The following is a 25184-nucleotide window of genomic DNA, read 5'->3' as shown; positions in this document are numbered from 1 at the left end:
TCGAGTGCGATGGAAAAAAGTCACGCCTGGCGCTTGAGCCATTCCGGGAACGGCGACGACTCGTAACCCTTTTCACGCACGTAACGAAACATGGCGAGGAATTCGGTGGGCTCCAACAGGCCCGGCATACGCGCCACTTCCCGCGCCTGCCCCTTCAACGCAGCGAGTCCATCAGCCTTCTCGGGGAAAAACTGGATGGTCGGCGTGAAGCGGATGCCGTAGGCCTCGCCGAACGCCTTCTCGCTGCGCTTGCGGCCGTCGAAGTCAGTCACTTCGCGCGCGCCGATATGATTGAGATGAAGGATCTCGAAATTGTCGCGGATGTAACCCTCGATCTTCGGGTCCACCATATGCACCTCATGCATCCGCTTGCAGGCCGGGCAGCCCTTGAGGCCCCACATGATCGCAAAGCGTTTGCCCTTCGCCGTCGCGCCGGTGAGATCTTCGGACACGTCGAGGAAGCTCTCGAGATACCAGTCCATATGATAGATGCCATCGTCGCCGAGCGTCGCCTTTGCGAAGGCTGGCGCAGCACGCAGGCTCAAGGCACCGATGCCGAGCGCGGCGATGGCGCGGCGCCGGGTGAGATGAGTCTTGTTATTGGGCAAGTAAGCCTCCCTCTGTCGCGTCAACCGACCGATCCAAACACCGGAAATGTTTCCAGCAGCCAACCGGCGATGCGCGGCATGCCGCCAGTCAAAAACAGCACGCCGGTCAGCACAAGAGCGCCGCCGATCACCTTTTCGATAGTCCCCATGTGGCCGCGCAGCCGCGCCATCATCCGCATGAACGGCCCCGAGAACAGCGACGCCAGCATGAACGGAATGCCGATCCCGAGCGCGTAGGCCCCGAGCAACAATGCGCCACGCGCCGCCGATCCCTCGACACCGGCGACCACAAGGATCGCAGCCAGTACCGGCCCCACACATGGGGTCCAGCCGAACGCGAAGGCAAGGCCGACGATATAGGCGCCGACAAATCCCGCCGGCCTGGCCACGGTCTGAAAGCGCGCTTCGCGGAACAGAAGCCCGATTCTGAACAGCCCGAGGAAATGCAAACCGAGGATGATGATGATCACACCGGCGACGATCGCGAGGGTGTCGAAGTAGGCGGTGACGGTTTTGCCGAGCGCCGAGGCCGATGCGCCGAGCGCGACGAACACGGTGGCGAAGCCGAGCACGAAGGCGAAGGACAGCGCGACCACGCGCCAGTCCGGCCGCCAGCCACGTTTGTCCTCGCGCGTCAGGTCATCGATGCTGATGCCCGCCAGAAAACACAGATACGGCGGCACCAGCGGCAAAACGCACGGAGAGAGGAACGACAGCACCCCCGCCCCCAGCGCCCCGGCAATAGAAATGGAAGAAACCACGGATTTTCCGGCTCTGGTAGATACATGCGAATTCGTGTATATGTATCATATGCCGGGACAAACGCTCGCAAAAACCGTCGCCGCCGCTGCACTTTCAACAACGGTGCTGTGGTGTGGCATGGCGCAGGCCGCCGAACTCGTGATGTTCGAGCAGGCTGGCTGCGTCTATTGCCAGCGCTGGGAACGCGATGTCGGCGCGCTCTATGAAAAGACTGACGAAGCCAAAGCGCTTCCGCTCCGCCGCGTCGATATCCAGCAACAGAAGATGAGCGGCATCGCCCTCGCCTCGCCGGTCCGCTTCACGCCGACCTTCATCGTGGTGGACAACGGCCGTGAGATCGGCCGCATCACCGGCTACAGCAATGACAATGCGTTCTGGGGATTGCTCGACGCGCTTGCGGCGAAGCTGCAGACCGCGGCGCGCGAACTGAACCGAATCTGATCCACCGCTTGAAAGCCACGCCTATGACATCGATCCTTTCATCCGAACTGGAAACCGAGCTTCGCGACGGCGCGGAATATTCGCCCGAACTCGACCAGTTGATGCGCAAGGCACGCAAGGCCAGCAACTTTCTCAAAGCCTTGTCGCATGAGAACCGGCTGCTGCTGCTCTGCCTGCTGGCCGAACGCGAACGGTCGGTCACCGAGCTTGAGAACATTCTGTCGCTGCGCCAATCGGCAGTCTCGCAGCAACTCGCGCGGCTGCGCTACGACGGTATGGTCGATACCCGCCGCGACGGCAAGACGATCTACTACAGCCTCGCCAACGAGGATGTCCGCCGGGTTATCTCGGTGGTCTACGATATTTTCTGTGCGCCGGTGGAGGCCGCAGACAAGAAATAAACCTGCCGCAATGGCAGGCGGACGCGACGCAGCCCGCAATGCTTCACGTCGCGCCGGTCCGGGAGAAACGCCATGCAGAACATATCTGCCTGGATGCAAGCACTCGGCGGCTTCGCCATCGGCGCGACCGCAGGCTTTGCCGTGCGCCATGCGCGGCTGTGCACCTTCGGTGCGATCGAAGATGCGCTGATGGGCGGTGACAGCCGGCGGCTGCGCATTTTCGGGCTGGCGCTTGGCATCGCCATTCTCGGCACCCAGGCGCTTGTTCTTGGGGGCGTGCTCGATCCTGCCCTTGTGACCTACACGCCCGCAGCCTTGCCGCTGGTCGCAATCCTGATCGGCAGCGTGATGTTCGGTGTCGGCATGGCGATGGTCGGCACCTGCGGCTTCGGCTCGCTGGTGCGGCTCGGCACCGGCGATCTGCGCAGTCTTGTTGTGGTGCTGATCCTGGGCGCTGCGGCCTACGCCACGCTGCGCGGACTCCTTGCCGGCTTCCGCATCGAGTTTCTGGAATCGCTGTCGCTGCCGATGCCTGATGGCGCCCGCGCCGACATTGCATCGCTGTCGTCGCAGGTTCTCGGGATCGATATCCGCGCAGGTCTCGCCGTGATCGCAGGAGCTGCCCTGTGCTGGCTCGCGCTGCGCGATCCTCGGCTGCGCCGCGCGCCGCGTCTTTTATCCGCAGGAATCGTGCTCGGCATCCTGATCGTGGCCGGGTGGTTAGTGACGACAAGCGTCGTGGATGAATTCGCAGGTCCGGCGAAGCCGCAGAGCCTGACGTTCGTCTCCACCGTCGGCAAGGCGCTTTACGCCGGCTTGCAGAGCGTCACGAACTTCGCAGATTTCGGTGTTGGAAGCGTGTTCGGCGTCGTCGCCGGATCTTGGTTCGCCGCATGGCGTTCAGCCGAACTGCGCTGGGAAGCATTCGACGACGATCACGAAATGCGCCGTCATCTCGGTGGCGGTGTGCTGATGGGCGTCGGCGGAATTCTTGCCGGCGGCTGCACCATCGGTCAGGGCCTGACGGCAGGATCGATGCTCGCGCTGTCCGCGCCACTTGCCATTGGTGGCATGATTGTCGGTGCGCGGCTTGGCATCGCCATTCTGGTCGACGGCTCGCCCCGCCACATCATTCAGCGCCGCTGGGCCAGCCTGCTCGGCAAAAGCGATCCGGCGGAATAAAGATCAGGGACGAATGACGGTGTAGCCACCCTCGCTCAAGGTCAGCAATTGCCCAACGCCGACCTTCACTTCAATCGCATGCGGATTGATTTTCGGGCGCTGTCCGGTCTCGTGCTCGATGGTGTCGAGCGTATTGCCGCAGACATCGAAGCGAATGCCCTGCGTGACAAGGCTGTCCACCAGTTGCCGGTTCTCGCTGGTGTCGCGCAATAGATCGATGCCGGGGCCGAACGCCACGACCTCGATCGCGATCTTGTCCTGCCCGTAGGCTTTCTGAAGATTGCTGGCGACGCTCAGCACCAGCCGCTGCTTTTTCGGATCGGAATCGGACAGTTGCAGCGCAATGAAATGTTCCGCGAAGGGCTTGTCCTCGGGAGGCTTGGCCTTCGTCTGCGCAATGGCTGGATGCGAGATGGCCAAAGCCAGCGCGGCACATGCAGCGGAGTAGATCAGTTTGCGGCGATTCATGACGAGCCTCGTGCGACAACGCACCGGAGAATGCCGGAGCGATGCCGGGAGAACAAGCTGTTCGCCGTGAACGTTCCGGTGAACGTGCGTTCCTTAGCGCGTAGCAAGGGCCGGAATGACGACCGCACCGCGAATGCCGAGCGCTGCGCCCGACACGATTCCCGCAACCGCGATAAACGACGGCATGCCGAGCGTCGACAGGCCGGTCAGACCTTGGCCGATCGAGCAGCCGTAAGCCATCGCACCGCCGATGCCCATCAATGCTGCGCCGGAAATCGAACGCACCATGTGGCTCGGAGAGGTATAGCCCTCAAGCTTGAAGCGCCCGGTCAGAACTGCCGTCAGGACGCTGCCGGAGAGCACGCCAACCACCAGCGCGACGCCGAAGCTCAGCGTCAGGCCGGTCGACAGCATCGTGTACTGCAAGGTGTCGGCAATCGGTGAGACGAACGAGAGCGACGTCACCGGAATTGGATTGAAATCATCGGCACCAAGCCAGCCGGTCGCGAGCCATCCGGCGGTGACCAGAAGACCCACCGCAAGACCGGCGGCGATCTGGCCATAAGCACGGCGGAACTGGCGGTCGGAAAATGCGAAGATCAGCAGCCCGCCGACCACAATCAGTGTCACGGCGATACGGGCCACAAATTCATCAATGCCCACGGTGGCAAGCAGCGCCGGCGCCGAAACGGCGGCCGGCGTGATCTGGGTTGCCTGGAGCAAGGCGAGACGCGCAGGCGCGATCAGCCCCTTCAGGGTCATCTGCGCGGCAATACCGATGATAGCAATCACAACCAGCGAACGGAGATTGCCCTTGCCGAGGAGCACGAGCGCACGCGAAGCGCAACCGTTGGACAGAACCATGCCGAAGCCGAACAGCAGGCCGCCCGCGAAAATCAGCGGTGCGGAGAATGACGGCTGCAGATAGATCGACTTGGCGATATCGACGAGGCCTACGCCTGCGACGAGCTGGGTTCCCAGGATCGCAATAGCCAGCGCCAGCGCGTAGCTGCGGACCTTGCGGCCATCGTTCGCGGTCCACCAGTCGCGAAGGCTGCTCATCAGGCAGAACCCGCTGAGAAGGCCGACGACGCCGAACGCGAGACCAATCGCAAAACCAGCGGAGACCGGGATACCGGGCATGATGGAACTTCCTTGACCACAAGGGTGACGTTTGTAGAATAAATATCTATTCGCACCCCTCGAAATGGTCCATATCGCTGAAAAACTAAGGATATTGTTGCCTTGACGGCAGAAAATGGAGAGAGTCCTTCCCCTCCTCGAAGCGGCAGGCGGAAATTCTTCTCCGGCGGCCGGGTAAAAAATCGGTCCGTCAGCGGCACTCTCTATAATACCGCCGCACGAGCGGTCTATTCTCGACGAATGAAACCATCGGCACGCGAGATTCTTTGACAACAGCAAGCCTTGCAGCCGACAACATCCTCCCCTCCGCCAATTCCCAGAGACGGTATGAACCCAGTTAAAGCTCTCACGACCCATGGCCAGGCGATCTGGCTCGATTTCCTCGCGCGCGGTTTCATCGCCAACGGCGAACTCAAGGCGCTGGTCGACAGCGACGGAGTGCGCGGCGTCACGTCCAATCCCTCGATCTTCGAGAAAGCGATCGGCGGCAGCAATGAATATGACGAGGCGGTTTCCGCCCTCCTGAGCGAGCGCGACCGTTCGGCGAGTGATCTCTATGAAACGCTCGCAGTGGAAGACATCCAGCGCGCGGCGGATGCGCTGCATTCGGTCTATGACGATCTGAAAGGCGCGGACGGCTACGTCAGTCTCGAAGTCTCGCCATATCTCGCGCGCGATACCGAAGGCACCGTCGCCGAGGCGCAGCGGCTCTGGACCAGCGTCGGCCGCGACAATCTGATGGTGAAGGTGCCCGGCACCCCGGAGGGCGTTCCGGCGATCCGTGCGCTGATCTCGCAAGGCATCAGCATCAACGTCACGCTGCTGTTCTCGCAGAAAATGTACGCGGAAGTTCTCGAAGCCTATATCTCCGGCCTAGAGGAATTCGTCGCTGGCGGCGGCGATCCCAGGCGCATCGCCAGCGTGGCCAGCTTCTTCGTCAGCCGCATCGACACCGCCGTCGACAATCAGCTCGATGGCAAGATCGCCGCGGCGAGCGGGGATGAAAAAGCCCGGCTCCAAGCGCTCAAGGGCAAGGTTGCCATCGCCAACGCCAAGCTGGCGTATCAGCATTACCTGAAAGTGATCGGTAGCGATCGCTGGAAGAAGCTTGCGGCGAAAGGCGCGCAGGTTCAGCGTCTGCTCTGGGCCTCGACCGGCACCAAGAACAAGGCTTACAGCGACGTGCTGTATGTCGAGGAGCTGATTGGACGCGATACGGTGAACACCGTGCCGCCCGCGACCCTCGATGCCTTCCGCGATCACGGCAAGCCGCGCGACAGCCTTGAGCAGAACATTCCTGACGCCGAGCGTGTTCTGGCAGGCCTTGCGAAAAGCGGCATTTCGCTTGATGCCATTACCGACACACTGGTCGACGATGGCGTTCAGTTGTTCGCCGAAGCCTTCGACAAGCTGCTGGGTGCCGTCGCGCAGAAGCGGGCAGCAATCCTCGCTTCGCGTATCGACGCGCAGACCATCAAGTTGCCGGCAGAGATCGAGAAGGACGCCAGGGCACTGTCGGAACGCTGGCGTGCAAACGGCACCATTCGCGCGCTGTGGCAGCGCGATGCCAGGGTGTGGACCGGTGGTGACGAAGCCAAATGGCTCGGCTGGCTCGATGTCGTCGCGCGCGAGCAGAACGAAGTCGAACGCTATGTCGCATTCTCCGGCTGGGTAAAGAGCAAGAATTTCACCGACATCGTCGTGCTCGGCATGGGCGGCTCCAGTCTCGGGCCGGAAGTGCTTGCCGAAACTTATGGCCAGATCGACGGCTTTCCGAAGCTGCGCATTCTGGACTCGACGGACCCTGCACAGGTTCGCCGAACCGAAGCCGCGATCAATCTCGACAAGACGCTGTTCATCGTGTCGAGCAAATCCGGCGGCACCACAGAGCCCAACGCGCTGATGGAGTATTTCTTCGTTCGCGCCGGTGCAAAGGCCGCAGAGCGTTTTGTCGCGGTGACCGATCCCGGTTCATCGCTTGAAAAGGTGGCGACCGCGCGCGGCTTTGCGCAGATCTTCCACGGCGAGCCGACAATCGGCGGCCGTTATTCAGTGCTCTCGCCGTTCGGGCTTGTTCCGGCGGCTGCGGCTGGAATCGATATTTCTGAGCTTCTCGGTCTCGCGAGCGCGATGGTGCGCTCCTGCGGTCCCGACGTGCCACCTGCGGAAAACCCGGGCGTTCAGCTTGGCCTCGCACTCGCCGCCTCCGCCAAGCACGGCCGCGACAAGCTCACGCTCACAGGATCGAAGCGCATTGCGGATTTCGGCGCATGGGCCGAGCAACTGATCGCCGAATCCACCGGCAAGAACGGCAAGGCGCTGATCCCGCTCGAAGGCGAGCCTCTCGGTAAGCCAGAGATTTACGGCAAGGATCGCGTGTTCATCGATCTGCGGCTGAAGGACGACAGCGACAGCGCTCGTGAAACAGCGCTGGCTGCGCTGGAATCCGCCGGCAATCCCGTCGTCCGCATTACCGTGACGAGCCCCGCGCATATCGGACAGGAATTCTTCCGCTTCGAGATCGCCACCGCAGTGGCCGGGGCGGTGATGGGTGTCAATCCGTTCGACCAGCCGGATGTGGAAGCCGCAAAAGCGAAGACGCGAGAGCTGACGTCCGCGTTCGAGGCGTCAGGCGCGTTGCCGGCCGAGACGGCTGTCGCAACCGACGGCGCGATTGCAATCTTTACTGATACCGCGAATGCAGACGCATTGCGAAAGTCCGGGGCCGATGGCGATCTGGCATCGTGGCTCAAGGCCCACCTCGCACGCATCAAGGCGGGTGATTATATCGCCGCCCTCGCCTATCTCGACCGCAACGACGCCAACATCGCTGCGATACAGAATATCCGCAAGACGATCCGCGACAGTAAACAGGCCGCAACCTGTGTCGGCTTTGGGCCGCGCTTTCTGCATTCCACCGGACAGGCCTACAAAGGCGGCCCGAACAACGGCATATTTTTGCAGATCACTTCGGATAACGCGGACGATCTGGACGTACCCGGCCAGAAGATCAGCTTCGGTGTCATCGAGGCAGCGCAGGCACGCGGCGATTTCGGTGTGCTGGCGGAACGCGGGCGGCGCGCGCTGCGGCTTCACATCACGGGCGATGTGGCGAAAGGACTTGCAGCCATCGATGCGGCGGTTCAAAGCGCCTTGAAATAAGCATCGGTCTGCGCGTCAGCGGTCCTGAATCGCTGACGCAATGAATCGATAGATGTCGGTGTGGTCGGCGTTCTTGTCGAGCGACGACTTGGCGTTCTCCCAAAACGCGGCGATGGTTTCCGCATTCGAGTTATCCAGCCCGACAAGCTTCGACAGATCGGCGGCGATGCGCAGATCCTTGGTCATCAAGGCCAGGGAGAAGCCTGACGCGAACGTCTCCGAGATCACGAACTGCTTCATCTTGACGTCGGTGGAGTTGTTCTTGCCGGTCGATGCATTGAGGACGTCAATGACCGTGTCCGGTTGCAAGCCGAAGCGTCGGCCGACCAGCAGCGCTTCGCAGGCTGCGACGAGTCCTGCGGCAGAGACGTAGTTGTTCAGCGCCTTCATCGCGTGGCCCGAGCCAAGCGGGCCGGTCGCGAAGACAGATTTCGCCATGGCTTGCAGCACAGGCTTCGCCCGCTCCACGAGCGCAGCATCACCGCCAGCCATGATCGACAGGGTGCCGTCGATGGCGCGCTTGACGCCGCCGGACACCGGCGCATCGATCAGCGCAATCCCGCGTGCGGCAAGATCCTTGCCAAGCGACTGCGTATCGACAGGCACCGATGAACTCATGTCGATGATCAGCGCATTCTTTGCAAGGACATCGGCGACGCCCTGCTCGCCGAGCACAGCCTCGCGCACGATTCGGCTGTCCGGCAGCATGGTAATCAGGATCGACGCATCTTTGGCGGCTTCGCGTCCGCCCGCAAAGACTTCTCCGCCCGCCGCGGCAAGCGCATCGCGCGCAGGCCCTGACGGATCGGCACCACGAACCTTGAAACCGGCAGCGATGCAGCGCTTCGCCATGGGCAGGCCCATCTGACCCAGACCTACAAAGACAACGGTGTCGGGTGTCGCCATGGTGCTTACCGATCCAGATTGGCCTTAGAATAAAATATGCCGGCGCGAGCGATCCCGCGCCGGCAAAATCATAGCGGACAATCTCAGGCTGCGTTGAAGCCTGCGATCGCCTTGGCTTCGAGATACTCCTCGAGGCCGAACTTGCCCCACTCGCGGCCGTTGCCCGACTGCTTGTAGCCGCCAAATGGCGCGGTGCGCTCATTCGGCACGCCGTTGAGGTTGACGTTGCCGGCGCGAATCTGACGTCCGACCTTGCGCGCGCGCTCGACGGTACCCGCCGAGACATAACCTGCAAGACCATAGGGCGTATCGTTGGCGATCTTCACCGCCTCCGCCTCGTCCTTCGCGCCCATGATCACCAGAACCGGCCCGAAGATTTCCTCGTTGGCAATCGTCATGTCGCTGGTGACATCGGAGAAGATTGTCGGGCGAACGTAGAAGCCCTTGTTGACGCCTTCCGGCAGACCGGGACCACCGGCGACCAGCGTGGCACCCTCGTCGATGCCCTTCTGGATCAAACCCTGAATCTTGTCCCACTGGATGCGGTTGACGACGGGGCCGATCGTGGTGCCCTCGGCGCGCGGGTCGCCCGCCTTGGTCTTGTCCGCGACGGCCTTGGCGATCGCTGCGATCTCCTTGATCTTCGCCTGCGGCACGATCATGCGCGACGGCGCGTTGCAGGACTGGCCGGAGTTGTTGAACATATGCGCCACGCCGCCGGTCACAGCCTTGGTGAAATCGGCGTCGTCGAGAATGATGTTCGGCGACTTGCCGCCCAGTTCCTGGCTGACGCGCTTCACGGTGTTGGCTGCACGCTTGGCGACGTCGATGCCGGCGCGGGTTGAACCCGTGAACGAGATCATGTCGATCCCGGGATGTTCGCTCATGGCAACGCCGACATCCGGACCAAGGCCGTTGATCAGATTGAACACACCCTTCGGCACACCCGCTTCGTGCAGGATTTCAGCGAAGATCAACGCCGACGACGGCGTATATTCCGACGGCTTCAGGATCATGGTGCAGCCGGCTGCGATCGCAGGCGCGACCTTGCAGGCGATCTGGTTGAGCGGCCAGTTCCATGGCGTGATCATGCCGATCACACCGACCGGTTCGCGAACCACGACGGCTGAGCCGATCGGCTCCTCGAACTGATAATTCTTCAGAACTTCGAGCGTCGAAGCGAGGTGGCCGAGCCCGGCACCGGCCTGCATCTTCTCGGCCATCGGCAGCGGCGCGCCCATTTCGTCGGACACCGCAGCGCCGATGTCCTTCATGCGGGTCTTGTAGACCGCAATAATCTTTTCAAGCAGCGCGACGCGCTCTTCGCGGCTGGTCTGCGAGAAGGTCTCGAACGCGCGGCGGGCAGCAGCGACAGCCTTGTCGACGTCGGCTTTCGATCCAACGGCAATTTCATACATCGCTTCTTCCGTCGCCGGATTGACGACGGGAATGGACTTCTTGACGGCGGGATCGACCCAGCTTCCGTCGATATAAAACTGCATACGATTGGTCATGACGTTTCCCTTGTACTGCCGCGTTCTTGCGTAAGGATGGATGGAATCGATCATACGATCGGTGAATTCATCTACCGGCTATCGCCGATATCCCTCAATCGTATCTTTGTTGTGGCAGCAGCGAAAGGGCGCATTTCCCGATCACCCGAGATGCGGGGTTGGTGCATGCGGGGCATGCGGATATCGCCATGAAGACCAGCCTGTCCGGCTGTGGCATTTGCGAGAACCCAATCTGATTTGACACCGTTCGGAGCGAAAGGATACCGTTCCTGACAGTGCCATTTCATTGCTTTCAGCCGCTGGCTGGCACTCCAATCCGACGCTCGTTGCGTTGCAAAAAAAATCGGTCCCGCCTCAACGGCTGGACCAAAAAAGTGCGGGACTTTGATGACTGACAGTCAATTGCGCGGGTCTTCAGAACGGGCAGCAAGGGCATCCTAGTGTGACCGAGAACATCGTTGCGGAAACCGCCGAACGGATCTTTTCCGACCTCGCCGACGCTCAGAACCTCAACAACGCCACAAAAGACGGCTGGAAAACACCACTCTGGGCTGCGCTCACCGATGCGGGGTTACCGCTCACATGGGTGCCGGAGGACTGCGATGGCTCGGGAGCCAGTCTCGCAGACGGCTTCAGCGTTGCGAGTTCGGTGGGCCGATTTGCAGTCCCTGTTCCGCTAGTCGAAACAATGCTCGCAGGCTGGCTGCTGTCGCAGGCAGGACTTCCCTCGCCCGCCGGTAAAATGACAGTAGCTCCGGCGCGGCCGCAGGACCGCGTCGCGATCAGCGCGGATGGCTCTCTCAGCGGACGGGTTCGCGGTGTGCCGTTTGCGTCGGATGCCGCGCATATCGCAGTAATCGCACAAGACGCAAAGGGGTATTCCATCGCGCTGGTGGAAGCCTCCGCCTGCCGGATCGAGGCCGGCGAGAGTCTCGGCAGCGACGCGTCAAACACCGTGACATTCGATAACGTTAAACCTCTTTCGTCCAAGCCGGCATCATCCGACATGACGCCGGCGTCGCTGATGCTGATGGGCGCGACTGTGCGCAGCCTGCAGATCGCAGGCGCGCTCGAGACCATGCTCGACATGACGGTGCGCTATTCGAACGAACGTGTTGCATTCGAAAAGCAGATCTCGAAATTCCAGGCGGTGCAGCACAATCTCGCGCGACTCGCTGGCGAAGTCGCTGCCGCTGTGGCCGCGGCTGGCTCCGCCGCCGACGCTATCGCGAACAGTTCGTCGTTCGATGATGCGGTTTTTCTGGAAGCGGCCTCGGCAAAGATCCGCTGCGCGGAAGCCGCCGAGAAAGGCACGGCCATTGCGCATCAGGTGCATGGCGCTATCGGCTTTTCGATGGAGCACATTCTGCACCGCTACACACTTCGTGCGCTGGGATGGCGCGACGATTTCGGCCATGAAAGTTACTGGGCAACCGAGCTCGGTAAATTCGTTGCCGCGCGGGGCGCGGATGAACTGTGGCCATTGGTCGCTTCGCGCTGACAAAGGAATTGATCATGACCTCAGCGCTGCGTTTTGACCAAATTCGTCTGCCGGAAGAATGCGAAAGACTGCGGCATGAGGTGCGCGCTTTTCTCGCCGAGGAAATCGCCGCCGGTACCTTCAATCCGCATGAGCCGCAGCGCGAAGACACCGACGTTCCGGAATTCAGCCGCCGGGTGGGCGAACGCGGCTGGATCGGCATGACCTGGCCGAAGAAATATGGCGGACACGAGCGCACGTTCCTGGAGCGTTACGTCGTCACCGAGGAAATGCGTATCGCCAACGCGCCCACCCGCCGCTTCTTCGTTGCCGATCGCCAGAGCGGCCCGGTGCTGCTCAAATACGCCAACGAGCGGATCAAGATGGACATCGTGCCGCGCATCTGCCGCGGCGAAGTCTGTTTCGCCATTGGCATGAGCGAGCCGAACTCCGGCTCCGACCTGTTCGCCGCCAAGACCAAGGCAACCAAAACCGACGGCGGCTGGCTGATCAACGGTACCAAGATCTGGACCACCTCGGCGCATATGGCCGACTACATGCTGGCGATATTCCGCACCTCTCCGCCGACCAAGGAGAACCGGCGCCACGGCCTGACGCAGTTTCTGGTCGACATGAAGACGCCCGGCATCACCGTCAATCCGATCGAGCAGATCAGCGGTCTGAAGGAATTCAATGAAGTCGTGTTTCAGGACGCCTTCATGCCGGACGATCATGTCCTCGGCGAAATCGACGGCGCATGGAAGCAGGCGACCAGCGAACTGGCCTATGAACGCAGCGGGCCAGAGCGGTTTCTGGAAACCTATTACGTGCTGACCGAACTGGTGCGTGCGCTTGGATCGAAACCCGATACGCGCGGTGCAGAAGGCATCGGCCGGCTGGTAGCTCAGCTTCACACCATGCGTCGCATGTCTGTCTCTGTTGCAGGCATGCTCCAGGCCGGCAAAGAACCGGTCGTGGAAGCATCGATTGTCAAGGATATCGGCACTATATGGGAACAGCAGCTTCCGCATCGCGTGCGCGATCTGGCAGCCTTTATCGACACCGACGCCTCCAATCACAGCACGCTTGAAGATCAACTGGCATTCGCCACCAAGATTGCCCCGAAGCTGACCATTCAGGGCGGTACGACGGAAGTGCTGCGCGGGATCATCGCGCGTGGACTTGGGTTGCGCTAAACCAACAATAAGAGAGAGGTTTCTCAATGAGCGGCTTTACCGACATCGGCGTGGAAAAGCACGGACACGTCACGCTGATCGAGATTCGCCGGCCGCCGCTGAATTTCTTCGATCTGTCCCTGATCCGCCAGATCGCCGACGCGCTCGGGCAGATTGACAACGATATGGACGCCCGCGCCGTGGTGCTTGCCTCACAGGGCAAAGCTTTTTGCGCCGGCGCAAACTTCAATCGGCCGGCCGATTTTGACGGCGATGCCGCGTCAGGCGACGGAACCACTGGCGACCTTTACCGCGAAGCCGTCCGCATCTTCAGCAACAAGAAGCCGATCGTTGCCGCGGTTCAGGGCGCAGCCATCGGCGGCGGCCTGGGACTTGCGGTATCGGCTGATTTCCGCGTCGCCTGCCCCGAGGCACGCTTCGCTGCAAACTTTACCAAGCTTGGATTCCATCCCGGCTTCGGGCTGACCGTGACGCTGCCTGAGGTGATCGGGAAAAACAACGCGGCCTTGATGTTCTACACCAGCCGCCGCGTGACCGGTGAGGAAGCATTCAAGATGGGCCTCGCCAACATCCTGGTCCCGCAGGATCAGGTGCGTGCCGAAGCATTCAAGCTCGCTCATGAGATTGCCGAAAACTCGCCATTGGGATTGATGTCGACACGTGCGACAATGCGGGCGGGCCTTGCGGATCGGGTCAAGGCACAAACCGACCACGAACTCGCTGAGCAGACCTGGCTGCGCGAAACCGAGGATTTTCAGGAAGGCATCAAGGCGACCGCAGAGCGGCGCGCCGGAAATTTCAAGGGACGATGATCAGTAGTTGAAGGTACTGCGTAGACCGAACACCGCAGCGTCCTTGATGCGCCTTGTCTGGGTCGGGTCGTTGGGATCGACCACGCCCCCTCCCGGATGAAAGACATACTGGAAAACCGGCTGAACGGTCCAGCCGGTTTGAATCTCCGCCAGATAAGTCATCTCGAACACAGCTTCAAAATCGCGCACCGGATACGGTGTCCCCGTAAACGTCTGAGCGTCGCGATCGGCTGCGCGCGCCGCATCGGAAATGCGCGCATAGGTCATCGCAACACCGAACTTGTCGTTGGGACGCGCGTCACTGAAGCCTGAGAACTGGAAACCGCCGTCGATGTAAAAGCTGATAAGGTTGCGATCCGACGGACTGATGGATGTCCGGATGAAAAAGCCGACCCCCTTGTCAGAACCCGGCGTCGCGCGCGACAGCATCTGCTCGTACACCCCGAAGATCCCCTGATTCCCTCGGCGTTTCAGCGGGACACCCGAGCTCAGAGGGTCCGCCTGCAGAAGGCCATCCGCCGCGTATCGCATGTCGCCGAAATCGCCGAGATGCTTCCAGGCGCCGCCGGTCAGCGTGCCCGGCAAATTGCTTTCACCAAGTTCAAAGCCGTATTTGAGCTGCCCGATGATCCATGCCGGATCATTGACGCGAAACAGCAATCCGTGCGGATTTGCGATCTGTGGATCAACCAGCCTGTCCGGCGGCGCGGCATCGCCGTCGAAAATCGCGGCATAGGCCGTGATATTTTCGGCCAGTTGCGCCTTGATGCGAACGCCCGGTACGGCCAGCGGTGGTGATGGGCCGCCGCTCAGCAGATTGATGCCGGTGATACCCGGCCACCCAAGCGCCGAGTTGGTGAAAATGTCGTCATACTTGCTGTCGATAAATTCGACATCGGATGCCTGCTGTCCAACACGAACCAGCAATGCGCCGCCGAACAGCGATTGCTCAATCCACAATTCATACAAACGCGTCGCGTTGAGCGCTTCGACACCGCTGACCAGCATGAGGTTGCCGACATAATCGCGCGACAGACCCTGACCGTGAATCTGGAACATGTTGGCGTGGAACTTGGCGCCGGTCCAGCCGACGACTTTTTCGAGATCAATGTCCGTGCCGAGATCGAGACGTCCTGTATAGATCGAGCCGCGCCGCATGCCGCCCGACGCATTGCCGAACACCTCCGATATATACGTCGCATTGAACTGGATGCCCCAATCGGCCAGAAGCTCGCGTGGGCTTTTCGTTATGGATTTGTCTGGCGCCTTTGCATCCGCCGCCCAGGCACCATGAAGTGAAAGCACACATATGATGCTCGCGGTCGCGACGGTCCGCAGCGTTTTCAACGAATGTTGCACGGCGATCTCGAGTTATCTCAGGATGCCGAAGCGCTTCATGATGAAATAGGCGAGCGCGGATGACGAGACGATCAGAACGCTGGCCGTCAGAAATCCGGTCTCCACGTCGGTCAGCGGCAATCCCTTGGTGTTCATGCCGAAAACGCCGGTCACCAGCGTCGGCGGCAGCAGCAGCGCCGTCAGAACCGACAGCAGATGGATACTTTTGTTTGTCTGCTCCTCGATCTTGAGGTGCAGCTCTTCCTGAAGCAGCCGGCTCCGCTCGCGCATTTCCACGACCACGTGGTCGAGCGCATCCAATCTCTGCGCGAGCTTGCCTGCGCGCAGCCGCAATGCCGGCTTGAGCGCCTCCGGCCCTTGCTGATCAAGGCGGCGGAACATCAGCAGAAGGCCCGACAACTGGCGATGCAGGCGGACACAGGTACGACGCAGCCGGCCCAGATCCCTGCGAAGATCGGTCGAGTCGTCGGACAGGATCTTCTCCTCGATGCTGTCGAGTTTTGCTCCGACCTCCTCGGCAACGCGCTCCATCGTCTCCGCCACGTATTCGACGATGGTTTCGAGCAGAGCAGCTCCGCTGCTGATGCGCTGCTGGCCGCTTTCGAGAACGCGCCGCGTCGCATCGACGGCACATAGTGCGTGATGACGGCCGCTGACCAGCAACCGTTCGGTCATGACAAAATGAAGGTAGCCGGTTTCTTCGGTGACACGGTCAATGGCGCGCACCAGATCGGAAAAGACGCCATAGATACTGTCGTCAGCAGCGTGGATCTGCTGGAAATTATCTCGTGACAGCAGCAGCGCCTTGCCTGCCTCCGGAATGTCGAGGTCGGCCGATGCGAGCCATTGATCGGCGCGCAAATCGCCAAGGTTGAAATGCAGCCAGAGCAACCCGTCACCGCGCAGGTCGACCGGCTCATCTACGTTCAGCGGTTCGGCACTTCCATTGGCATGAATCCGGAACGCCCATACCAGACCCGGAATCTGCGCCGCATGCGGTGAATGCCTGGCCGCGATACCCTCAGCCGTCAACGCTTCTGCTTGCACGATAAGCCCCAACCGCCCAAAGCTCACAACACTACCGGAGGCTCCAAAGCGAGCCACCTGGATACCGATCCGATATGACGACAGGTTTGTTACAAGCGCATGGCAGCGCCGTTTACTCCGCCGCCTCCGCCAGATCGTCCGCTTCCTTGTTGTAGTCGTGCACGACGCGACCATACGGCAGCGTCAGATCGGCCAGAAAATGATGCGCCCCGATCACGCGCCTGACCGGGAAATCGGCTACCGGTGCATTGACGTGCGGAATGAGATGCAGCCGTCCGGGTCCAATCCATGAACCTTTGACATTGATGTCGATCAGGTTGATCGCAACAAGCTGGCAGACCTCGGCGCGGCCATCGACCCCGGGGATCAGTTTGAGATTGATCTGGGTCTTGGACAGCGTCGCGCGCGTGATTTCGCCGTTGCCGGTCATGGATTCGTGCTTGTAGCCCATGGTGCCCATGGCCACCTGCTGACCGGAATATTCCAGCGTGCCGGTCAGTGTATCCTTCACGACCTCGAGCTTGGGGTGCGCATACTTCTTTGGAAATCCCCAGATCTCGCGCCCCGCTGCAATCGGCGGATCGTCATCGAGATACATCTGCGAGACGAAGTTGACCTCTTCACCGTTCAGGCGCGCAGGAATGACCAGCCCTGACTCGGTATAGCTGCCGAAGCCGGAAGAATCCGGCATTTTGATCCACTCATAGTGGACGACTGGAGTGTCGATCGGCTCCAGTGGCTCAGGAAGCCCGGCACGGATCAGAGCGGGATCGGTTTCATAGGTGATGACGAGAAATTCGCGATCGATGAAGCGATATGGGCCGGCCGGATAACTCGGACCAGCGGCAGGCATCGAAGGCAATCTAAGAATATCCGCTCTGCGCATGGAAGCGTTCCTTTTCAGTGCGCGGTCCAGCCGCCATCAACAGGCAATGTCGTTCCGGTGATCGATTTCGCATTGTCGGTGCAGAGAAATGTCACCAGCGCGGCTAGCTCTTCCACCGTGACGAAGCGCTTGGTTGGCTGTGCGGCCAGCAGCACGTCGGAAATAACTTGCTGTTCAGTGATGCCGCGCGCCTTGGCCTGTTTGGGGATTTGTTTTTCGACCAGCGGCGTCATGACGTAGCCGGGGCAGACGGCATTCACGGTAATGCCGTGCTCCGCAACCTCGAGTGCAACCGTCTTGGTAAGACCGGCAATGCCGTGCTTGGCGGAGACGTAAGCCGACTTGAACGGAGAAGCCACCAGCGCATGTGCAGATGCGATGTTGACGATCCGGCCCCACGACTGCTTCTTCATCGCCGGAACCGCCAGCCGCGTTGTGTGGAAAGCGCTGGATAGATTGATCGCCAGGATGGCGTCCCACTTCTCGATCGGAAAGTCCTCGACCGGCGCGACGTGCTGAATGCCCGCATTGTTAACGATGATGTCGACGCTGCCGAACTCTTCCTCGGCGAACGCGATCATTTCCTCGATTTCCTGAGGGATCGTCATGTTCGCCGGACTGAACAACACCTTGATGTTGTGTTCGCCTGCGATGTCCTGACGAATGGCTTCAATTTCGCCGGGATCGCCAAAGCCGTTGAGCATGATGTTGGCGCCGCTGGCGGCTAGACCGCGTGCGATGCCGAGGCCGATGCCGCTGGTGGAGCCTGTTACGATGGCGGATTTTCCGGACAGCATGCTGTGGCCAATCTGAACTGCCGAAACAAAGGCCCGCGTCGTTACCGGCAGTACGGTTAAAGTGCGGTAGGAATTGCAATGCACAATAGCTAACGGCGGTCCTTGACATCGATGTGAGGAAATTTCTTCAGTCCGGTGACACCCGTCTTTGCCCGCTTCGATCTGCTAACCACGAAGCAGATTCCGCAATCAGACGAGCAGCCTGTCACGACAGCGTCACCGCTCATCTGAAATCTGCACACCGGACTTTCGAGGCAAGAAAATCAACGGGGCAAAGTCATGGATGCGCGTACGCCGAAATCCGAAACGGTTGGGTCTCAACACTGGCGGCCCGATCGCTGCGACCGCGTGGCGCTGGTTCTCCAGGGCGGCGGGGCGCTGGGTGCCTATCAGGCAGGCGTCTATCAGGCCCTGCACGAAAGCGGTATGGAGCCCGACTGGGTTTGCGGCGTTTCGATCGGCGCGATCAATTCTGCCATCATCGCGGGTAACCCGCCGGAGCGGCGGCTCGAACGGCTGCGGACCTTTTGGGACCGCATCACCAGCCGCAAGGTCTGGCACTACACGCCGGACGGCGACATTTACCGCAAGGCCCGCAACCTGACGAGTTCATTCCTGACGACCACCATGGGTCAGCCGGGCTTCTTCAAGCCGCATGACATCAATCCATGGTTCAGCCCGGCCGGTGCCAGAACGGCAACCAGCTATTATGACACCGCACCGCTGCGCGCGTCGCTTCTGGAACTTGTCGATTTCGATTTGATCAATTCCCGCAAGATGCATTTCGCCGTCGGCGCGGTGAACGTCCTCACCGGCAATTTCTTGTATTTCGACAACAAGAAGGAAGTCATCGAGCCCGAGCATGTCATGGCCAGCGGCGCTCTGCCGCCTGCCCTGCCCATGGTGAAGATCGGCACCGACCATTTCTGGGACGGGGGCATCGTTTCCAATACGCCGCTACAACATCTGCTTGATCAGGAAGACAAGATGAACTCGCTGGTGTTCCAGGTCGACCTGTTCAACGCGCGGGGTGTCCTGCCGCGTGACATCCAGGAGGTGATGGCCCGGCATAAGGACATCATGTATTCGTCACGTACGCGCTACAACACCGACGTCTACAAGCGTATGAACAACCTGAAGACCGACTTCTACAAGGCGCTGCTGAAGGTTCCGGAAGACAAGCTGACCGATCACGAGCGCGCGCTGCGCGACCGCTTCGCGGACCTGCCCGAAATCACCATCCTGCAGATGATCTATCAGCAAAAGGCCTATGAGGGCGATTCCAAGGACCACGAGTTCTCCGCCACCTCGATGCGCGAGCACTGGCTGAGCGGCCTTGAGGACACCCGCCGCACGCTGAAGCGGCGGGAATGGCTGGCCATGCCGGAAGCCGGTATGGGCATCGTCGTTCATGACGTGCACCGCGAGAAGGATTACTGAGCCTCTCGGTCCCGTCTCGCTCTGTTGGTCGGATGCGTTGAAACAGAAAGGGCCCGCGCTCTTAACGCGGGACCTTCGTTGTCATTGCCGCTGTAGCGGCAGTCGATCAGAACAGGTGCGAGAACAGCACGTAGAGGCCCGCGGAGAGGCAGATCGCTGCCGGCAAGGTCAGCACCCAGGCCATCAGCAGGTTGCGGATGGTGGCCATCTGCAATCCCGAGCCGTTGGCTGCCATGGTCCCGGCGACGCCGGACGACAGCACGTGGGTGGTCGAGACTGGAAGGCCGAAGATGTCAGCCGCTCCGATCGTCCCTGCTGCCACGAGTTCAGCGGATGCACCCTGCGCGTAGGTCAGGTGTGTTTTTCCGATCTTCTCGCCGACGGTGATGACAATGCGCTTCCAGCCGATCATGGTGCCAAGACCCAGCGCGATCGCGACCGCGATTTTCACCCAGGTCGGGATGAACTTCGTGGCACTGTCGAGCGAACCCTTGTAAGCGTTGAGCGTCGCGACATCTTCCTTACTGAGGTCGTTTTCCTTGTCCTTCATCAGGAAGCGGATCGCCTCCGAAGTCAGGTACATATCGTTGCGGGTGTTACCCACCGCTTCGGCAGGAACCTTGCTCAGCGTGCCATACTTCTGCACCTGATCGCCGACGTCCTTCACGAGAACCGCCAGCGACGGATAAGTGCCTTCGTTGATCTTGTGCAGCGAGACATACTGAGTCACTGCCGGACGGGGATCGCCGATGATGCTATGGCCGGCGCCCTTCGCAGCGATCACCTTTGACGCCGCTTCTGACGTCTGCTGGAACTTGATGACCTGCGATTCCGGCAAGGCGCGGTTCAGCGCGTAGGCAGTCGGCACAGTGCCGATCAGGATCAGCATGATCAGGCCCATGCCCTTCTGGCCGTCGTTTGATCCGTGCGCGAAGCTGACGCCGGTGCAGGTCGCGATCAGGATACCGCGAATCCACAGCGGCGGTGGCTTGTTGCCTTCCGGAGCAGCGTAAAGCGCCGGATTGCGAACAACGAACTTCAACACCAGCAACAGAAGTGCCGCCATGCAGAAGCCGAACAACGGCGAGAGCAACAACGCGTAGCCGATTTCCGTGGCCTTGGTCCAGTCAACGCCCGAGGTACCATCGCGTCCGCGCATGACCGCGTTGGCGATGCCGACGCCGATGATCGAGCCGATCAGCGTGTGGGAGCTGGACGCCGGAAGACCGAAGTACCAGGTGCCGAGATTCCAGACGATGGCTGCGATCAAGAGCGCGAACACCATGGCGAAACCGGCGCTGCTTCCGACCTGAAGAATGAGCTCAACCGGCAGCAGCGAGACGATGCCGAAAGCAACCGCGCCGCTCGACAGCAACACGCCAAGAAAGTTGAAGAAGCCCGACCACATCACGGCAAATTCCGCCGGAAGCGAATGGGTGTAGATCACCGTCGCAACGGCGTTTGCGGTGTCGTGGAAGCCGTTGACGAATTCGAAGCCGAGCGCAATCAGCAGCGCAACAAACAGCAGGATGTAGGGAAGATAGGTCGTGACCTTGGTGCCGGTGGCGTCGATATCGACGTAAATGCTGTAGGCAACAAATATTGCACCCGCGGCGAGGATGCCAAAAAACAGGATCATGGTCAGTGGGTTAAAACCTTTATCGAGATTGGGCCTTGAAGCCGGCTCGATGGTTTGCCCGTCGGCAACCCCGGAATTCAATGTAATGTCGCTCATCTCACACCCCTTATGAAACTCAGGGGTTCTTTTTGACCGTTTAACTTGAAGGTTGGATGACACCTTTCACATCGGCCCGACGACGCGCTTCGGTTTCAGATGAGCAGTGTCCGCGAATATTCATGGGTTCCGCAGCTTTTGAAGCCTGCGGATAAAACGCCGGGACAAGATCTTGGAATGGTTCGAGAAACACGGCGACCTAACGCAGTACTTCCGCTCTTTCTTTCTCATCCATCAATTGAAGCAGCCAGGCCAGGCTGACACCCAGACCAAGACCGAGCAACAAGCTGATGAACAAGGTCCCGATGGGGAACGTTCGGCCGGTTTCCGGCTGGACCACTGCACGGCTCAAGACCCGCGCGCCCGGGTTGTCCGGCCGCTGTTGCTGAGATCGCGCGAGGACAGCTTGGTATGCAGCACGGTGGGCTTCGACGTCCCGCTCCAATTCCTTGAGCCGCGCACTCGCTTCGCTGGTTTTGACGGAATTTTGCCTTGACGCTTCAAGGCGGTTCTTGAGTTGAGTCACCACTGCGCGGGTACGTTCCAGATCGGCTGCAGCCGACTGAACCCCATCCTGAATCGCCTGTTCCAGCAGCCGTCTGGCTTCGGTCGCCCGCATCCTGGCGATCACGAGGTCGGGGTGACGCGGTCCGAGCGTTTCGGAAAGATCAATTTCCAGTTCCCGTGCGGCGGCGTAACGGCTTCTGAATGTCCCGATTGCTCCTCCCCGGACAGGGTCCGGAATTCCGCCGCCATCCAGGATTTTCCGGGCACGCTGGAGTTGATTCAGCGTCGAACGCAAGCCGCCGGCTCTGGCCTCGGCCGCGGCGATCTGTTCGGAGATCTCACTGGCTTGTTTCTCGGCACTGGATTGACCACCAGCCATCATCGCCAGGCTGTCAGTGCGATATTTCTCATATCGCTGTTCGGCTTCCCGCAAGCGCGTCTGGAGTGTTCCCAGCCGTTCGCCGAGAGGCGCCGCAGCCCCAGGTGCCGCGTCAGCGCCAGCGAGCCTCTGCTCCTCCACGTAGCTGTCCATCACCGCGTTGGCGACGCGCACCGACGTTTCTCTGTCGGGCGTGACGACATTGACGTTCACGGTGTCGGAGCCGGGATTGCCAACGATGCTGATCGCACGGTTCAGTTGCCGCAACGCCATGGCATGTGGCTCGGACGCCGGAACAAGCCCGACACCTGCAAGAAGCGTGAAGAGGAGCCCCTTCGACTTGCCGCCAAAAAGCGGATCGGTACCGAGCTTTTCTCTTGCGATCACCTTGTCGAGGACACTGCGCGATGTCAGGGCGTTGATCTGGTTGTCGATGCCAACCGCTACTGTTTCCGAATTGGCGGATTTGCCGGCATCGGTTGCGGCCTGGGCGGGCAGATCGAGCACAATCTGGCCGGATGCAACATGCTTGGGAGCCCACAACAATATCCAGACAAGGCTGAGCGCGACGCAAATAACGGTGACCGCAGCAATAAATCTCGCCCGGCGGCGCAATACCGCTGCAACACCTTCCACATCCAGGGCAGGTGCCTGAATCCGGGACAGGTACGCATCGTGCCTGTCGTTGTCGGAAATCGCCATGCCAACGTCCCTACGCTGCGCGTCCTGGGACCGGATAATCCGACAAATCGGCATCCGTGGCGAGGCCAATGCTCGTCTAAACGGCGCAAAAAATGGCCATTTGCTAGCGTTCGACGAACGCCTTTTCGACGACAAACTCGCCTGGTTCGCCGTGGTTACCTTCGGTAAATCCCTTGTCGAGCAGCAGCGTCCGCGTGTCCTGAAGCAACGCCGGACTACCACAGATCATGACGCGGTCGTGTGCAGCCTCCAGCGGAGCGAGATCCGTATCGCTGAACAGCTTGCCCGACGTCATGAGGTCGGTGATCCGGCCGCGATTGCGGAACGGATCGCGCGTCACTGTGGGATAGTAGATCAACTGGTTGCGGACCAATTCGCCGATCAGGTCATCCTTCGGAAGGCGATCGTTGATCATCTCGCCATAGGCGAGTTCGGCGACATGCCGGCAGCCGTGCAGCAGCACCACCTTTTCGAAGCGGTCATAGGTTTCCGGGTCCTTGATCACGCTGAGGAACGGCGCGAGTCCGGTCCCGGTGCCGATCAGATAAAGATTCCGGCCGTTCTTCAGATTGTCGATGACAAGAGTGCCGGTGGCCTTGCGCCCGACGATAATCTCGTCGCCTTCCTTCAAATGCTGAAGCCGGGAGGTCAGTGGACCGTCCGGCACCTTGATAGAGAAGAATTCAAGCCGGTCTTCGTAATTGGCGCTCGCGACGCTGTAGGCGCGCAGCAGCGGCTTCTCGCCGACCTTCAGGCCGATCATTGTAAATTCGCCGTTGCGGAAGCGGAATGACGGATCGCGCGTGGTCGTGAAACTGAACAGGGTGTCGGTCCAGTGATGAACGCTGAGGACGCTCTCCTGATTGAAATTGCTCATTTCGCTCGATCCGTGTGCAGGGCCAACGCGGGGCAAAATCAGAAACGCGGAGACAGATTGCCTCGCCAATTCATTTGTGTACTAATGAATAATCCAGCTTGATACGGCGGTCAACCCGCGCTCAAGTTGGAGCCGACCCGCTGAAAAGGCATTGCACGGAAGGAAAAATCCATGGCCCACGATGCGCCCCAGGGCACCACCGGTCCGACCAAGCTGGTGATCCGGAATATCGGTCTGATCCTGAGCGGGGCCATGGAGCAGCCGATCCTGGATGCTGACACCATTGTCGCGGAGAACGGCAAGATCACCGCTATCGGGCGGGTCAAGGACATCGACGCCGAGGGCGCGACCACGGTCATCGACGCCAACGGAACGACGGTCACCCCCGGCCTGATCGACAGCCACGTTCACCCGGTTGCCGGCGACTGGACCCCGCGGCAGAACCAGATCGGGTGGATCGACAGCTTTCTGAATGGTGGCGTCACCACCATGATTTCCGCCGGCGAGGTTCACATGCCCGGCCGTCCGCGCGACGTAGTCGGCGTCAAGGCAATGGCGATTTTCGCCCAGCGAGCGTTCGACAATCTGCGCCCCGGCGGCGTCAAGGTTCATGCCGGGGCACCGGTGATCGAACCCGGGATGACAGAAGAGGATTTCAAGGAACTGGCGGCAGCCGGCGTCAGGCTGCTTGGCGAGGTAGGTCTTGGTGGCGTCAAGGATGGCCCGACCGCGCGCAAGATGGTGGCATGGGCACGCAAATACGGCATTCAAAGCACGATCCACACCGGTGGTCCGTCGATCCCCGGATCCGGCCTGATTGACGCGGACGTGGTGCTTGAAGCCGACACCGACGTCATCGGCCACATCAACGGTGGCCATACCGCCCTGCCCGATGGACAGATCCGCTGCATTTGCGAAGGCTGCAAGCGCGGCCTGGAGCTGGTTCACAACGGTAACGAACGCTCGGCGCTCTATACGCTGCGGATAGCCCGCGAGATGAAAGAGCTGAACCGCGTCATTCTCGGCACTGATGCGCCGGCAGGCTCAGGCGTTCAGCCGCTCGGCATTCTGCGAATGGTATCGCTGCTGTCGTCGCTCGGAGATGTTCCGGCGGAAATCGCGTTCTGCTTCGCTACCGGAAACACCGCAAGGATGCGCGCGCTCGACTGCGGCCTGATTGAAGTGGGGCGCGCCGCGGACTTCGTAATTATGGACAAGGCGCAGCATTCGGCTGGCAAGAACATTCTGGACAGCGTCCAGCTCGGCGATCTGCCCGGCATCGGCATGACGATCATTGACGGCATTGTCCGCACGCATCGCAGCCGCAACACACCGCCTGCAACAAAAGTGCCGGAGATCGTTGCGCACTAGTCAGCGGGA

22 protein-coding genes are annotated in these 25184 nt (G+C 60.7%); 9 read left to right on the top strand and 13 right to left on the bottom strand.

Annotation, left to right across the window (positions count from 1 at the left end):
• Window positions 1-20 precede the first annotated feature (20 nt).
• Both HMPREF9695_RS04335 and HMPREF9695_RS04330 read right to left on the bottom strand, forming a co-directional pair.
• Window positions 21-608 (bottom strand): SoxW family protein, encoded by a 588-nt coding sequence (locus HMPREF9695_RS04335; protein ID WP_006019583.1) that lies wholly within the window; start codon window positions 606-608, stop codon window positions 21-23.
• Window positions 609-628: 20 nt separating this feature from the next.
• Entirely contained in the window at window positions 629-1369 is a 741-nt protein-coding gene (locus tag HMPREF9695_RS04330; RefSeq protein ID WP_006019582.1) for a cytochrome c biogenesis CcdA family protein, read from the bottom strand.
• On the opposite strand from HMPREF9695_RS04330, the gene HMPREF9695_RS04325 reads away from it, so the two are divergent.
• From HMPREF9695_RS04325 to HMPREF9695_RS04315, 3 genes are all read left to right on the top strand, one after another.
• A complete protein-coding gene (locus HMPREF9695_RS04325; protein ID WP_041711259.1) occupies window positions 1356-1811 on the top strand; it encodes a thioredoxin fold domain-containing protein in 456 nt (151 codons plus the stop codon). The genes HMPREF9695_RS04330 and HMPREF9695_RS04325 overlap by 14 nt on opposite strands.
• A gap of 23 nt (window positions 1812-1834) precedes the next feature.
• Window positions 1835-2212: an ArsR/SmtB family transcription factor gene (locus tag HMPREF9695_RS04320; protein ID WP_006019580.1), complete on the top strand. Its 378-nt coding sequence runs from the start codon at window positions 1835-1837 to the stop codon at window positions 2210-2212.
• A 72-nt stretch (window positions 2213-2284) separates the two neighbouring features.
• Window positions 2285-3394 (top strand): YeeE/YedE family protein, encoded by a 1110-nt coding sequence (locus tag HMPREF9695_RS04315; protein WP_006019579.1) that lies wholly within the window; start codon window positions 2285-2287, stop codon window positions 3392-3394.
• Between the two features lie 3 nt (window positions 3395-3397).
• Here the strand turns inward: HMPREF9695_RS04315 and HMPREF9695_RS04310 are convergent, their stop codons facing one another.
• The gene (locus tag HMPREF9695_RS04310; protein ID WP_006019578.1) at window positions 3398-3862 is read right to left on the bottom strand and encodes a DsrE family protein; all 465 of its coding nucleotides are present in this window, start codon (window positions 3860-3862) and stop codon (window positions 3398-3400) included.
• Window positions 3863-3955: 93 nt separating this feature from the next.
• Window positions 3956-5005, bottom strand: coding sequence for a YeeE/YedE family protein (locus tag HMPREF9695_RS04305; protein WP_006019577.1), 1050 nt, complete (start codon window positions 5003-5005; stop codon window positions 3956-3958).
• Between the two features lie 327 nt (window positions 5006-5332).
• Here HMPREF9695_RS04305 and HMPREF9695_RS04300 point away from each other — a divergent pair, with 327 nt between their 5' ends.
• The gene (locus tag HMPREF9695_RS04300; RefSeq protein WP_006019576.1) at window positions 5333-8167 is read left to right on the top strand and encodes a bifunctional transaldolase/phosoglucose isomerase; all 2835 of its coding nucleotides are present in this window, start codon (window positions 5333-5335) and stop codon (window positions 8165-8167) included.
• A 15-nt stretch (window positions 8168-8182) separates the two neighbouring features.
• On the opposite strand, the gene HMPREF9695_RS04295 is transcribed toward HMPREF9695_RS04300, so the two are convergent.
• Window positions 8183-9073 (bottom strand): NAD(P)-dependent oxidoreductase, encoded by an 891-nt coding sequence (locus tag HMPREF9695_RS04295; RefSeq protein WP_006019575.1) that lies wholly within the window; start codon window positions 9071-9073, stop codon window positions 8183-8185.
• 83 nt (window positions 9074-9156) lie between these two features.
• Window positions 9157-10587, bottom strand: coding sequence for an aldehyde dehydrogenase family protein (locus HMPREF9695_RS04290; RefSeq protein WP_006019574.1), 1431 nt, complete (start codon window positions 10585-10587; stop codon window positions 9157-9159).
• 442 nt (window positions 10588-11029) lie between these two features.
• On the opposite strand from HMPREF9695_RS04290, the gene HMPREF9695_RS04285 reads away from it, so the two are divergent.
• From HMPREF9695_RS04285 to HMPREF9695_RS04275, 3 genes are read left to right on the top strand one after another with little or no spacing between them, the layout of a single operon-like run.
• On the top strand, window positions 11030-12088 hold the full coding sequence (locus HMPREF9695_RS04285; RefSeq protein ID WP_006019573.1) for an acyl-CoA dehydrogenase family protein: 1059 nt from the start codon (window positions 11030-11032) through the stop codon (window positions 12086-12088).
• A gap of 14 nt (window positions 12089-12102) precedes the next feature.
• The gene (locus HMPREF9695_RS04280) at window positions 12103-13263 is read left to right on the top strand and encodes an acyl-CoA dehydrogenase family protein (protein ID WP_006019572.1); all 1161 of its coding nucleotides are present in this window, start codon (window positions 12103-12105) and stop codon (window positions 13261-13263) included.
• Between the two features lie 26 nt (window positions 13264-13289).
• Window positions 13290-14075: an enoyl-CoA hydratase/isomerase family protein gene (locus HMPREF9695_RS04275; protein WP_006019571.1), complete on the top strand. Its 786-nt coding sequence runs from the start codon at window positions 13290-13292 to the stop codon at window positions 14073-14075.
• On the opposite strand, the gene HMPREF9695_RS04270 is transcribed toward HMPREF9695_RS04275, so the two are convergent.
• From HMPREF9695_RS04270 to HMPREF9695_RS04255, 4 genes are all read right to left on the bottom strand, one after another.
• Window positions 14076-15380, bottom strand: coding sequence for a carbohydrate porin (locus HMPREF9695_RS04270; protein WP_245258713.1), 1305 nt, complete (start codon window positions 15378-15380; stop codon window positions 14076-14078).
• Window positions 15381-15446: 66 nt separating this feature from the next.
• Window positions 15447-16466 (bottom strand): CorA family divalent cation transporter, encoded by a 1020-nt coding sequence (locus tag HMPREF9695_RS04265; RefSeq protein ID WP_041711866.1) that lies wholly within the window; start codon window positions 16464-16466, stop codon window positions 15447-15449.
• Between the two features lie 127 nt (window positions 16467-16593).
• On the bottom strand, window positions 16594-17367 hold the full coding sequence (locus tag HMPREF9695_RS04260; RefSeq protein WP_006019568.1) for an acetoacetate decarboxylase: 774 nt from the start codon (window positions 17365-17367) through the stop codon (window positions 16594-16596).
• A 14-nt stretch (window positions 17368-17381) separates the two neighbouring features.
• Complete coding sequence (locus tag HMPREF9695_RS04255; protein WP_041711250.1) at window positions 17382-18164, bottom strand: 3-hydroxybutyrate dehydrogenase; 783 nt, start codon at window positions 18162-18164, stop codon at window positions 17382-17384.
• A gap of 279 nt (window positions 18165-18443) precedes the next feature.
• Between HMPREF9695_RS04255 and HMPREF9695_RS04250 the strand changes: the two genes are divergently transcribed.
• Window positions 18444-19604, top strand: a complete 1161-nt coding sequence (locus HMPREF9695_RS04250; protein WP_006019566.1) for a patatin-like phospholipase family protein — start codon at window positions 18444-18446, stop codon at window positions 19602-19604.
• Window positions 19605-19710: 106 nt separating this feature from the next.
• On the opposite strand, the gene HMPREF9695_RS04245 is transcribed toward HMPREF9695_RS04250, so the two are convergent.
• The 3 genes from HMPREF9695_RS04245 to HMPREF9695_RS04235 all read right to left on the bottom strand — a co-directional run bounded on the left by HMPREF9695_RS04245 (window position 19711) and on the right by HMPREF9695_RS04235 (window position 23804).
• Entirely contained in the window at window positions 19711-21339 is a 1629-nt protein-coding gene (locus HMPREF9695_RS04245; RefSeq protein ID WP_006019565.1) for an inorganic phosphate transporter, read from the bottom strand.
• A gap of 199 nt (window positions 21340-21538) precedes the next feature.
• A complete protein-coding gene (locus HMPREF9695_RS04240) occupies window positions 21539-22927 on the bottom strand; it encodes a GumC family protein (RefSeq protein ID WP_006019564.1) in 1389 nt (462 codons plus the stop codon).
• 103 nt (window positions 22928-23030) lie between these two features.
• Window positions 23031-23804 carry a ferredoxin--NADP reductase gene (locus HMPREF9695_RS04235; RefSeq protein WP_006019563.1) on the bottom strand — a complete coding sequence of 258 codons (774 nt, stop codon included), beginning with the start codon at window positions 23802-23804 and terminating at the stop codon, window positions 23031-23033.
• Window positions 23805-23975: 171 nt separating this feature from the next.
• Here HMPREF9695_RS04235 and HMPREF9695_RS04230 point away from each other — a divergent pair, with 171 nt between their 5' ends.
• Window positions 23976-25175 (top strand): amidohydrolase family protein, encoded by a 1200-nt coding sequence (locus HMPREF9695_RS04230; protein WP_006019562.1) that lies wholly within the window; start codon window positions 23976-23978, stop codon window positions 25173-25175.
• Window positions 25176-25184 lie beyond the last annotated feature (9 nt).

Source organism: Afipia broomeae ATCC 49717, assembly GCF_000314675.2.
GTDB lineage: Bacteria > Pseudomonadota > Alphaproteobacteria > Rhizobiales > Xanthobacteraceae > Afipia > Afipia broomeae.
This window is presented reverse-complemented; position numbering and strand designations above follow the sequence as displayed.